At 40.2% G+C, this 12,690-nt stretch carries 11 protein-coding genes; 8 read left to right on the top strand and 3 right to left on the bottom strand.

What is annotated here, in order from left to right:
- The first annotated feature begins 38 nt into the window (after positions 1-38).
- The gene (locus HW279_RS03760) at positions 39-1,994 is read left to right on the top strand and encodes a multiheme c-type cytochrome (RefSeq protein WP_178958016.1); all 1,956 of its coding nucleotides are present in this window, start codon (positions 39-41) and stop codon (positions 1,992-1,994) included.
- A gap of 136 nt (positions 1,995-2,130) precedes the next feature.
- Entirely contained in the window at positions 2,131-2,490 is a 360-nt protein-coding gene (locus HW279_RS03755) for a DUF488 domain-containing protein (protein WP_178958015.1), read from the top strand.
- Positions 2,491-3,192: 702 nt separating this feature from the next.
- On the opposite strand, the gene HW279_RS03750 is transcribed toward HW279_RS03755, so the two are convergent.
- The 3 genes from HW279_RS03750 to HW279_RS03740 all read right to left on the bottom strand — a co-directional run bounded on the left by HW279_RS03750 (position 3,193) and on the right by HW279_RS03740 (position 6,080).
- Positions 3,193-3,810 carry a 4'-phosphopantetheinyl transferase family protein gene (locus HW279_RS03750; RefSeq protein ID WP_009422383.1) on the bottom strand — a complete coding sequence of 206 codons (618 nt, stop codon included), beginning with the start codon at positions 3,808-3,810 and terminating at the stop codon, positions 3,193-3,195.
- A gap of 341 nt (positions 3,811-4,151) precedes the next feature.
- A complete protein-coding gene (locus HW279_RS03745) occupies positions 4,152-5,129 on the bottom strand; it encodes a pyruvate dehydrogenase complex E1 component subunit beta (protein WP_009418524.1) in 978 nt (325 codons plus the stop codon).
- A gap of 147 nt (positions 5,130-5,276) precedes the next feature.
- Positions 5,277-6,080, bottom strand: coding sequence for a class I SAM-dependent methyltransferase (locus HW279_RS03740; RefSeq protein ID WP_178958014.1), 804 nt, complete (start codon positions 6,078-6,080; stop codon positions 5,277-5,279).
- A gap of 319 nt (positions 6,081-6,399) precedes the next feature.
- Between HW279_RS03740 and HW279_RS03735 the strand changes: the two genes are divergently transcribed.
- The 6 genes from HW279_RS03735 to HW279_RS03710 all read left to right on the top strand — a co-directional run bounded on the left by HW279_RS03735 (position 6,400) and on the right by HW279_RS03710 (position 12,689).
- On the top strand, positions 6,400-7,356 hold the full coding sequence (locus HW279_RS03735; RefSeq protein ID WP_178958013.1) for a helix-turn-helix domain-containing protein: 957 nt from the start codon (positions 6,400-6,402) through the stop codon (positions 7,354-7,356).
- A gap of 741 nt (positions 7,357-8,097) precedes the next feature.
- Positions 8,098-8,907 carry an RHS repeat domain-containing protein gene (locus HW279_RS03730; RefSeq protein WP_002674215.1) on the top strand — a complete coding sequence of 270 codons (810 nt, stop codon included), beginning with the start codon at positions 8,098-8,100 and terminating at the stop codon, positions 8,905-8,907.
- Between the two features lie 257 nt (positions 8,908-9,164).
- Positions 9,165-9,347: a hypothetical protein gene (locus tag HW279_RS03725; protein WP_009417229.1), complete on the top strand. Its 183-nt coding sequence runs from the start codon at positions 9,165-9,167 to the stop codon at positions 9,345-9,347.
- A 318-nt stretch (positions 9,348-9,665) separates the two neighbouring features.
- The gene (locus HW279_RS11280) at positions 9,666-9,896 is read left to right on the top strand and encodes a GNAT family N-acetyltransferase (protein ID WP_410493743.1); all 231 of its coding nucleotides are present in this window, start codon (positions 9,666-9,668) and stop codon (positions 9,894-9,896) included.
- Between the two features lie 24 nt (positions 9,897-9,920).
- Positions 9,921-11,045 (top strand): DegT/DnrJ/EryC1/StrS family aminotransferase, encoded by a 1,125-nt coding sequence (locus tag HW279_RS03715; protein ID WP_178958012.1) that lies wholly within the window; start codon positions 9,921-9,923, stop codon positions 11,043-11,045.
- A 57-nt stretch (positions 11,046-11,102) separates the two neighbouring features.
- Positions 11,103-12,689 carry a DNA methyltransferase gene (locus HW279_RS03710; protein ID WP_178958011.1) on the top strand — a complete coding sequence of 529 codons (1,587 nt, stop codon included), beginning with the start codon at positions 11,103-11,105 and terminating at the stop codon, positions 12,687-12,689.
- Position 12,690: the final 1 nt, after the last annotated feature.

Genomic DNA, 12,690 nt, shown 5'->3' with positions numbered 1-12,690 from the left:
TTTGCCCCGCTGTAAGAAAACCGCCTAAATGTTTCTTTATGTCGAAAAAACTATTGATAGCGCTTGCTGTTCTATTATGCCTTGCGGGCATTGTCTTTCTATTCTTCAAAACTACTAATCAGGAGATGTATACCTCCGTACAGGATATTAATAAAGAAACTCCTCAGGGCTACATAGGTTCGGCTTCCTGCAAGCAGTGTCACCTAAAAGAGTATAATGAATGGACGCTCTCCGACCACTACAAGGCAATGCAAATCGCTAACGATAGCACCGTACTCGGCAATTTCAATAACGTTACCTACACCGCCGATGGCATTACTTCTCGTTTCTTCAAGCGCAATGGCAAATTTTTTATCCATACACAAAGCGAAGACGGGGCTTACAAAGACTATGAGGTATTGTATACCTTTGGTTATTACCCCCTACAACAGTATATTACCGATTTTCCTAACGGCAAAAAGCAAGTCTTCCGTCAGTCGTGGGATAGCCGTCAAAACAAGTGGTTTCATCAATACGCAGGCGAGGTGATTCCTCCCGATGATTACCTGCATTGGACGCAAGCAGGACAGAATTGGAACCTAATGTGCGCCTCTTGCCATAGCACCAACCTGCAAAAAAACCTCAACCCTTATACCGACTCCTATCACACTACTTATAGCGAACTCACCGTAAGTTGTGAGTCCTGCCACGGAGGGGCTAAAACGCACGCCGAGAGTAAGGGCAAAACTCGCACCTTTGTCCTTGCCTCGCAAACCCAAGAACTCAATGCCTGTATGCCTTGCCATACGCGTAGGGGAGAGGTAACCCAGCACCACGCTATGGTAACAGAGGTAATGGACGAATATCTGCCCGAAGTGCCCGTAACCGACCTTTATTTTCCCGACGGACAAGTGTTAGGTGAAAACTATAAATATTCGTCTTTCTTGCAAAGCAAAATGTATCACCAAAACGTGCGCTGTACCTCTTGCCATTCGCCTCACACAGGCAAGCTGAAAGCCGAAGGTAGCAAAGTGTGTTTGCAGTGTCACGCTCCTAAGTACGCTTCTCAGGCACACACTTTCCACAAGGGCAACCCAGCCGAAACCGATTGCCGTGTGTGCCATATGCCTACCCGCACTTATATGGGTAACGATGTGCGTCACGACCACAATTTCTACGTTCCTCGCCCCGATTTGTCTGCTCAGTACGGCACACCCAACGCTTGCAATGCTTGTCATACCGATAAAACCGCTGGGTGGGCAGCCGAAGCTGTTACCAAGTGGTACGGCAAACAGCGTAAACCGCATTTCGCCGAAAATCTTATTAAAGGAAGTAAAGGGAATATCACCGCACTCAGTAGTCTGTTAGAAGACAAAACAACTCCCGCCATTGTGCGTGCGGGAGCCATTCACTATCTGGGCAATCACCCCTCTGAAAAGAGCTTTGCGCTTATTAAAAAAGAACTTCATAATCCCGACCCACAAACGCGTTATCGTGCCGTGGTGGCTATTAGCGAATATCCTCTGAATCTCTATGAAAATGATTTGTTACCCTTACTTACCGATAAGATGAAGGCAGTGCGTATGCTCGCGGCTAATGCCTTACTCACCCAAAAAGGATTAGAGGCTTGCAGGGTCTATAACCGATTTGAACAAGCACACCAAGAGTACAAGGAGTTTGTGCTCTCACAGTCCGATTTTCCATTAGGAAGTGCTACGGCAGGCGACTATTTTGTGAAGATAAACGATACCGATAACGCCATTCGTTTCTACGAGCGCGCTCTGCTGAAAGACAAACAGCTGAACTACATTCGCCTAAACCTCGCCGTTCTTTACAGTGGCAAAGCCCAAAACGACAAGGCAGAAAGCTTCTTAAACGAAGCCTTGAAGTACGAACCCAAAAACGCCCAAATCTATTACGATTTGTATTTGCTCTACAACGAACTTGGGCGCGAGGCAGAAGCCAAAGTTGCGCTTAGTAAAGCCAAAGCCTTAGGAATTAAGGGCAGGTTTTAATCCTTAAAGCATACCGCTTACAACACTCCTACCACTCACAACCACCCCTTCTCCGCTTCTTACTCATTAACCATTAACCATTAATCACTAATCATTAAGTCCTAATTGGTATATTTTTTGCAATGGTCTTGTTACTATGAAAATACAATTAAAACGCGTATACGAAGCAGAAAGCCCCGATGACGGCTTTCGTATCTTAGCCGATAGGCTTTGGCCTCGTGGCATCAAAAAAGAAGCACTTCATTTAGATTTTTGGGCAAAAGAGGTAGCTCCTTCCACAGCTTTGCGCAAACGCTATCATCAAGACGGCAATTTCGAAGATTTTAAAGCAGATTATACCCAAGAACTCTTGGCAAATCCCGCTTTTGCATCTTTCTTAGAGATGCTTAAACCTCATAAAGTAATCACTCTCCTCACCGCTTCTAAGCTCATTGAAAAAAGTGCCCTCCCCATACTCAAAGAGGCAATCTCCAAAAATCCCCTAAAAACCTCTTAAGATAACATTAGCCGAGTATGTGACTATCAATAGCCGAGTGTGTGTATAGAAGGATATTTTCCCCACATTACCTCCGTCATTCGTCATTCGTCCCTCGTCATTTCTTCCTTTTTCCGTCCCTATATTCCCCCTCATTGAGGGGGTTAGGGGGAGGTTTTTTTCGCTTCCCCGTCCCTACAATTCCCCCTTTGGAGGTAGCCAGCGATAGCTGGGTATGTGTAAGGGGGAGGTTTCTTTTGATTTTCCATCATACTCCCCCCTATTACCTATGGCCTAATGCCTAGTGCCTCTTCTCTTTTCTTTCGTCTCGAAACCCTGTTTTCACCATTTTTTACCTTGTTATATAATACTATTAATCAATCATTTATATACCCTTCCTATACCAATCGTCCATCATTCGTTCATCATTCCTATATCCTTTCTATATCCTAACCCCACCCTCCTTACACCCTTTTTTCATCAAAAATCCTCCCAACCTACTTTTGGAAACCTCCGTTTCCTTCCGAATCCTCTAACCTCTCCTCTGACCTGTCCGACCCGCCCATTTCCCTTGGTGGCATTATTGGCATTTACTCCATTTTCTCATTTTTCTATTTTCTGAGATTTACGCTCAACTCACGTTCATTGGCATAAAAAAAAACAAATGGCAAACTTTGTACAGCTACAAAATCTACCATTTGTTCTTGTATATAACCAAAACGTTTATTTATTGGCTTTGCAATATCCTAAAACAAAATCTTCTATCAAAATAAAAAAGACCTTATACATAGTGTTTCCTATCTTAATATCCGTTTCCTTGTCATTAGGAAAAAAGTCTTTTACCCTCACATCGTTTAGGGTAAGTGTAGGTTTGTTATGAATTTTAAAACCTACTTCTTTAGCACACCACGTCATTGTAAGTTTCTGAATGATGTTCTGAATCGAGTAATCCGCTGAACGGTAATTCCATTGAGTGAATTTATGTGCAATACGCAATATTTTCTCTCGTTTCTTCTCGATATCCACCCCCACAGGTTTATTACTTATCATCACCACAACTTTATCAAACGAATGACTAATCGAAATAAAATCTTTTCCCTTTAAAAAAGGCTTCCCGTAAGCATTGTAATGCAAAGAATTGGGGGCGTGTCCTAACTGAGTTAGCAATAAACGCGTAGCTAAAAAGTTCTTTTTAGCCCTCTCATTGCTAATAGCATTGTAACTCTCCTTTTGTTCAGGAGTAAGAGGAGTTTCTTCTTCCAACACAGCAAGCTCCTCCCTTACCTCCCAAATGTACAAGGTGGTTTTTTTATCTACTTTTATGGTGCTCTCTAATGGCATATATAATTCCCCTCCTAATTTCGCACAAAGATACTGAAAAATTCTTAATTCTTACAAGTTATATAAACCACCTCTGTATCTTTTTCTTTTCTTTCAGAAATCAATAATATGTTAAAACAACGCCCTTATAATGAGCTTATTTAGCATCATTTTAATAGTTCATAAACAATGAAGACGTTAATTTGTGTTACAAACATAACTTTTATTCTTTTGCTTTCCTATCAAAAGTTTAACAAAAGATTAACGCTCTTAAACGAAAAAAAGTCTTCACGATGAGGAAAAATCGTGAAGACTAAAAAATAAAATATAACTTTTAAAAAAATAAAAATGATAGCAAATTCTTATTTATAAAGTACTTTTTTTACCGCTTTTACTACGTCGTCAGCATTTGGCAAAAACTCTTTCAAAAGTTCTGAAGAGAATGGTGCTGGCGTATCAGTGGTAGTAATGCGTTGTACAGGCGCATCGAGATAATCGAAGATGTGCTCTTGTACTTGATAAGTAATTTCAGAAGACACACTGGCAAAAGGCCACGCTTCTTCCAAAATCACTAAGCGATTAGTTTTCTTAACCGATGCGAATACCGTGTCAAAGTCAAGCGGACGTACAGTACGCAAGTCGATGATTTCACACTCAATACCTTCTTTGGCTAAAATATCAGCAGCTTTATGCGCTTCTTTAATAATTTTACCGAAAGAAACGATAGTTACATCAGTACCCGCACGCTTAATATCGGCAACGCCTAATGGAATAGTGTATTCTTCTTCTGGCACTTCACCTTTATCGCCGTACATTTGCTCAGATTCCATAAAGATAACAGGGTCGTTATCACGGATAGCCGACTTCAAGAGTCCTTTTGCATCGTAAGGCGTAGAAGGAACTACTACTTTCAATCCAGGGCAGTTAGCATACCAGTTCTCAAAGGCTTGAGAGTGGGTAGCCGCCAACTGACCAGCAGAAGCGGTAGGACCACGAAAAACGATAGGAATATTAAACTGACCTCCTGACATCTGGCGCATTTTAGCCGCGTTGTTAATGATTTGGTCAATCGCTACTAATGAAAAGTTGAAGGTCATAAACTCTACAATAGGACGGTTACCATTCATAGCAGCCCCTACTGAGATACCTGCAAAACCGCCTTCAGCGATAGGGGTATCAATAATACGTTTAGGCCCAAATTCATCGAGCATTCCTTTAGAGGCTTTATAAGCACCATTGTATTCGGCTACCTCTTCACCCATCAAATAAATAGACTCGTCGCGACGCATTTCTTCACTCATCGCTTCGCAAACGGCTTCTCTAAATTGTATTGTTCTCATTTATATTTATTAAATAAGGTATATAACTAAAATTTCTGTTTTGAAAGCACAAAAGTAATAATAATTATTTAATCTCCTAATTTTTTTACTACTTTTATTTTCTATATATTATTTAAAACGTTATATATCAGATATTTATTATGTTATTTACCTTATCTCTAATCTCACCACTCTCTGGTTAAATCGCCTATAAAAATACGGAATCTTATATAGCATACGGAATATAAATGGGTAGCGTCCTTGGTCGTACTTACTCATAAAATACTCTTTCGCTACGTGCAACTTAGGGTGCCACTGCTCCATCGCCTCGCTATACTTTTCGCTCCATTGAAATTCAGGGCGCCTGTCTTTATCCATTGCTTTTAGTGTATCGTGGTTCTTAGCGTGCCCTACCAAAGCATAAGCGAGCATATCGAAGAGAAGAGTAGCCTCAGTAAATGCTTCACAGAGATGTATCATAAAATCTTTTACCTCAAACGGAGGGAAATACATCAGTACCCCCTCAACAATAATGAGTACAGGCTTGTGGTGAGCTTTTACTTTTTCTATCCATTCGGTATCAAAGAGAGACATTTCTAAAAAACTACGTCTTTCACTCTCCTCAAAAAACTGACGCCGGATAGCAATTACCTCAGGCAAATCGAGGTCGTACCAATGGGTAAGTTCCGGACAGCCCAAACGCTCATAACGAGCATCGAGACCCGTACCCAATTGTATTATTACTGCATCGGGGTGTTGCTCTATAAAAGCGCGTGTTTCTTCGTCTATCAGGTGAGCGCGTACACACACGCCTGCTTGGGAGAATTTAGCTTTCTTGAACCGGCTAAAATCATAGTCTATTTTGTTTATAATCTCAGCAGCCTTCTCATCGCGCAACAGCGGTTGAGGTTCTTTATTTTCAGTAGCTTTTGCCCATAAAGTAATGAGCATTGTTTCGGGTATTTTGTTCATTTTAGTTGATGGATTTATTGTATAATATTCTATATTTTAAGCGATTTAATCATAGAAAGGTAGGGTAGGTGATAAGTAATAAGTGAAAAATATTGTTCATAATTAACAAAAAAGCAAATTTATTTGGTCAATACATTCATATTATTTACTTTTGTTCTAAACAACAGATTTCAGAATGCAAAAATACAGTAAAAAGGAAGTACGATTCTTTAATTTCCTTAGCAAAGTTTTACATCTGAATAGCAAATAATGTGATTAGTTGTTCGTAGCCGGCCGGTGGTGCTGACGGCAAACGGCTGATGAACGTGATAAACGACTGATGAATATGATAAACGAAATAACATTACCTTTGGCAACCAACGAAGAAGAGGTGCAAAATTATTACGAAAGAGTGAGTGAACAAATAGGGGTGTTTCAATTGGAACAACAAACCTTAGGCAATCATACTTACTACCGATGGCAAGCACAAATGAAAGAAGATGTGGCTTTTGAGGGAGGTATGGATATCCCCTCAGTGCGTCTCTATTTCGTAACCCGAACCCACAAAGGTATGACAGTGCAGGTAGACGGGCGAAATTGTATCAGTAAGGCGGGGACTCACAATATCTTTTTTGGTAAAGAAGAATGCTTGGGCAAAGACTTGTTGCATAAAGATGATATTATAGAAGTGATTACGGTTGCTATCAGTGCTGAGCAATTTGCGCAAATAGCTACTCAATACCCCGAAACTTTTATGGCGTGGTACCAGCGCTATGAGCGGGGTGGTAACTTTATTCTTTCGCCTGAACAATCACTTCCTACTGACTTTGCTATGCAAACTGCCCTTGACCAACTGCAACACGCTTCTCTTTTGGGCAAAGCAGCACGACCTTATGCCGACCTAAAAGTGCAGGAACTTTTTTTGTTACAATTACATCAATACGAACAGCAACAGCTACAAGTATACCAATACTGCAAAACCCAAACCGACGTGCAGAAGATGTACGAAGTGCGCGACCGCCTTACGGCTCAGTTGGACATTACGCCTTCGATAGCTGAACTGGCACGTGCCGTAGGTGTGAACGAAAAGAAGTTGTGTTATGGTTTTAAAGAAGTATTTGGCACTACTGTTTTTGGTTATCTATACGATTATAAAATGGAATTGGCACAACAACTGCTCCTTCACACCGATAAAAGTATAGGTGAGATTGCCCTTACCTGTGGATATGATTATATATCGCATTTTTCGACTGCCTTTAAGAAGAAGTTTGGGAGGAGTCCGAAAGAAATTAGGTGAGAGGCGTGAGCCGCACAGGCAAAAACTTTGGCAAAGTGTGTGCCGTAAAAAATGACGCATAGGAGCTTTCAAAAGATATCGGAGAAGAACGGAAGAGAGGTGAGAGGAATTTTAGTAAAAAATGGTTGTAAGGAGGGTGGGGGTAGCTTATAGAGAGCTTATAGGAAGCTTATACGAATCTTGGACGATTGGTATAGAAAGGGTATATAAGTGGTTGACTCATAGTATAATACAACGATGCAAAAAATGGTAAAAACGGGGTTTCGAGGCGAAAGAAAAGGGAAGAGGCACTAGGCCTTAGGCCATAGGCAATAGGAGGGGAATATGACGGAAAAAGGAAGGAATGACGAATGACGAGAGACGAATGACGAAGGAAATGTGATGAAAATCTCTTGCTGGCTATCTTCAAAGGGGGAATTAGGGACGGAAAAGGGGGTGAGGTCGTAGCACGACAGGCAATTGAAAGTAGCACGATAGGCAATTGAAAATAGCACGACGGGTGATTGAAAATAGTATTTTATTATATCGAATTGAGGTTAAATAAGGATAGAAAATTTCTTTAAAAAGAGAAACAAATAATGGCTATTTAGTTATAAATATAACAATAGGAGTTTTGTTATTCTTATTTTACTTTGTTTTGGCATAGTTTTAGTGAATAGGTAGAAATGGCGTATTGGTACATTTAGAAATCTTTTGTACTTTTGCACCCCAAAAAAGTATTATTTTAAATAGAACATTATTATGAAAAGAATCATAGCTATTGCCTTATTAGCTACTACTGTCGCTTTTGGGCAGAGTCAGAAAAAGAATGGTTGGGAGCGTGCTCAGCTGAAAGGGAAAGTAAAAACGGTTGTGCAATCGGGTATTCAAATTGGTGAAAACGGAGAAGAAATACCGATGAACTCTGAGCTTTTTTCGCAGTTTGACAAAAAGGGAACTGTTGTGAAAATGCAATCGAAGCAAAATGGAATGACGATTAAATTCGTAGATGTGTATGACAAAGACGGGAATATGATAGAGTCGGCTTCGAGAGATGATTCGAACACATTGCTTTCTAAGAATGTGTATGAGTACGACGAAAAAGGGAACCTTACCAAGCACGATGTAGAGACGCCCGACGGGAATATTTTTATGAGCCGAATAAATGTTTATAACGAACAAAATCAGCTTGTAGAACGCACGGATTGTATAGCAGGAATGTGCCAAGATAAAACTACTTATAAGTATACTCCTGAGGGGAAACTATCGGAAGAGTCTAAATTCACAAAGGACGAGCTTACCAGCAAAACGGTATATACTTACGATGCCAAAGGGAATATGGTAGAAAAACAAGTGTTTGACAAAGATAACGCTTTGAAACAGAGAGTTGTTTCAGCTTTTGACAAAAATGACAATGAGGTGGAGGTTAAATACTTTGACAAAGATGGTAACGTTACTAAAACAGAGACTTACGAGTTTGTGTATGACAAGAAGAACAACTGGACAAAGAAAACGATGTCGGTTAACGGTCAGCGTGTAACGATTTTCACACAGAAGTTGAAATATTTTTAGGAATAAGAAGTTTTTTTAATAGCATAAGGGTTGGCTTACGAAGGTGAGTCAACCCTTATGTGTTAAGAAGGGGGTATTTTTATATAATTCAAAATATTTTTGTATCTTTGCACTGTGGAAGGCTGTGTTTAATGACTATAGAACTGTGGCGCGGTAGGCATTACGTAGTCGTAGTGCGACGGGCTATTAGGACTTTGACAAAAGTCGAGGCAAAGCAACACTAACTATTAAGGATTAAAAACTAAGAAATAAGTATTATGGCAAGAGAAATAAAACCAACACCTGTATTAGAAGGGCAAGATGTAATAGAGTTCTACAAAAAATTAGCAGGTTTTAGACGAAGCTTAGCTGAAAAAGGAATTACACGTGAGAGCGTTCGCAAGAATGCTATGCTATTGAAGTCAATTTTTAAAGACGATAGGGATAATGCAAACAGATGATTTTGCACAACTTTTAAAAGGCTTATCTTTTTTCGACTTAAAGAAGGACATACAATAAAGCCTTTTGATTGTGGAGACGACGATTTAAATGAGTTTCTTTTTGAGGAAGCAGTTCCTTACCGAAAGCAATTACTTGCCACCACTTTTGTTATTGAAAATGATGAGCGTACTTTAGGTTATTACAGTCTATTGAATGATAGTCTATTACTCAAAGAAGAGATGTTCTCATCAAAAAGTCAGTATAACAAATTTCGCAGAGAGTTATTACCCTATCCTAAACGGCATTTAAACAACGTTCCTTCTCTAAAAATAGGGAGATTGGCTATCGATAAAACTTTTAAAGGTAAGGGGTTAGGAAGAATTATTATTGATACTATTATCAATCACTGTGTAGATTTGAATGAAGATGAGGCTTGTCGTCTTATTACAGTTGATGCATATGCACAAGCAGTAAGTTTCTATCAAAAGATAGGGTTTGAATTTCTAACGAAATTAGATGAAGGAGAAGAAACAAGATTAATGTTTCTTGATTTAATAAGTTTTTTGTAACGAACGATTAATAATATTCGACATATGAAAAAAATACAAATGGTTGACCTACAAGGTCAGTACGAAAGAATTAAAAACGACGTACAAGCCTCTTTTGAGGAAGTACTCAACACCACCGCTTTTATCAACGGTCCCCAAGTACAAGCCTTTCAAAAGGAATTGGAAAACTATATGGGGGTAAAACACGTAATCCCTTGCGCCAATGGTACTGATGCCCTACAAATAGCAATGATGGGTCTCGGACTCAAAGAAGGCGATGAAGTTATCACTGCCGATTTTACCTTCGCTGCAACTGTGGAAGTGATTGCCCTACTGAAACTCACCCCTATATTGGTAGATGTGTATGACGATACTTTCGACATCAACATCGAGGCTATTGAAAAAGCGATTACTCCCCGCACGAAAGCTATTGTACCCGTGCATTTGTTCGGTCAGCCAGCTAATATGGAAGCCATAATGACTTTGGCTAAAAAACACAACCTTTTCGTGATTGAAGACAATGCGCAAGCCATTGGTGCTGATTATACTTTTGCCGATGGACATAAACAAAAAGTAGGCACTATCAGTCACGTAGGGGCAACCTCTTTCTTCCCTTCTAAGAACCTCGGTTGCTACGGCGACGGAGGAGCTATCTTCACTAACGACGACGACCTCGCTTACACTCTTCGCGGTATCGTAAATCACGGTATGTACGTGCGTTATCACCACGATGTAGTAGGGGTAAACTCTCGTCTCGACTCTTTACAAGCAGCAGTTTTGCGCGCCAAACTCCCTCACTTAAACGATTATAATGCCCGTCGACGTGAAGCTGCTCGCAAATATACAGAAGCTCTTAAAGGCAATCCTCATATCATTACCCCTATAATCGCAAAAGGTAACGACCACGTATTCCACCAATATACCCTCCGCATTACCAATGGCAAACGCGATGAACTCGCTAAGGTTTTTGGTGAAAATGGAGTGCCTTTTGGTATTTACTACCCTATACCATTGCACGCCCAAAAAGCCTATACCCGCAACTCTTATAACGAAGCTGATTTTGGTGTTACTAATAAATTAGTACAAGAAGTTATCTCTCTGCCTATGCACACCGAGCTTGACGACGAGCAAATAGCGTTTATCACAGAATTGATAAAGAAAACAGTGTAATTGTAGATCGTGGTAGGACAGGCAAAAAGGCAGTAATATCCATCGGATTAGAAAAATATGCCAAATACAAATCAATACTTTACATTGCAACAAGCCTCATTGTGGGCAACGGAATATATGGGGAAGAATGTTACTTCCTCAAATATCTCCTATTTAGTACAGTATGGTAAAGTAAAGAAATTTGAAAACAATGGCATCACTCAAATCGCTAAAGAGGAACTTAAAGCCTATTACGATGCTTTGGGTGGAAATCGCGCCTCACAGTGGAAAGAGAAATTAGGTAATGATCTCAACTGGAGCCTGTCATTTGAGCAATATAAAGAAGCAGAAACCACTAAACACGTACATCGATTGCACCCTTACAAAGGGAAGTTTATTCCACAGTTAGTAGAATACTTTTTAGATGCCCATACCGATACTTTCAAAAAAGAAGTCTTTTTTAAAGCTGGCGATATAGTTCTCGACCCTTTTTCGGGTAGTGGTACTACTATGGTGCAAGCCTCAGAACTGGGTATGCATGCTATAGGAGTAGATGTGTCGGCTTTCAATGCGCTCATAGGCAATGCTAAGGTAGGACATTATGATTTGGTAGATGCGTATAATGAAACGCACCGCATTACCCAAGCCTTAAAGGAGTTTTTAGCAGAAAAACACATACTTGCTTTTGATGCTGAACTTACCGAAGCGCTCAATAATTTCAATAAAGAGTACTTCCCCGTGCCCGACTATAAATATCGCCTACAACGCAAAGAGATAGACGGAAAAGTATACGGGGCTGAGAAAGAGCAACAGTTTTTACCTATTTATCAGGGTCTCATAGAAAAGTATCACATTCAGCTAAAACAAGCTAAAGCCGATACGTTTTTAGACAAATGGTATATACAACACGTACGCGAGGAGATAGATTTTGTGTTTAACCTTATTAAACAGATAGCTAATCCCGCTACCAAGCGTATTGTTACCCTCATATTAAGCCGTACCATTCGCAGCTGTCGCGCCACCACTCACGCCGATTTAGCAACCTTGATAGAGCCAGTAACTACCACTTATTATTGTGCTAAACACGGCAAGGTGTGCAAACCTCTTTTTTCTATATTGAAATGGTGGGAGACCTACACTAAAGACACTATCAAGCGTTTGCAACAATTTAAAGAATTGCGTACGAATACCTACCAAAAGTGTTTACAAGGCGATAGTCGTACTATTGACATCTTTGAGGCATTAGAGCATAAGAACCCTGAGTTTGCTGCTTTGGCAAGAAAGCAGAAAATAAAGGGGATTTTCTCATCACCCCCTTATGTAGGGCTGATTGATTATCACGAACAACACGCTTATGCTTACGACCTTTTTGGTTTTGAGCGCAATGACGATAAAGAGATAGGCCCCCTTTACAAAGGACAAGGGCAGGAAGCCAAACGTATGTATGTAGCGGGTATTGCTGAGGTGCTTGCCAATAGCAAACGCTTTTTAGCCGATGATTATGACGTGTTTTTGGTAGCTAATGACAAATACGGTTTATACCCCGAAATAGCCGAGCGAGCAGGAATGCGCATTGTAAATCAATACAAACGCCCTGTACTCAATCGCACCGAAAAAGACAAAAACGCGTATGCTGAGATTATATTTCATTTAAAAGAAAAGTAAA

The sequence above is a fragment of the Capnocytophaga sp. oral taxon 903 genome (assembly GCF_013394785.1).
Taxonomy (GTDB): Bacteria; Bacteroidota; Bacteroidia; order Flavobacteriales; family Flavobacteriaceae; genus Capnocytophaga; species Capnocytophaga ochracea.
Note: the sequence above shows the minus strand (reverse complement) of the source record. Positions and strands in the feature narration are given on the sequence as shown.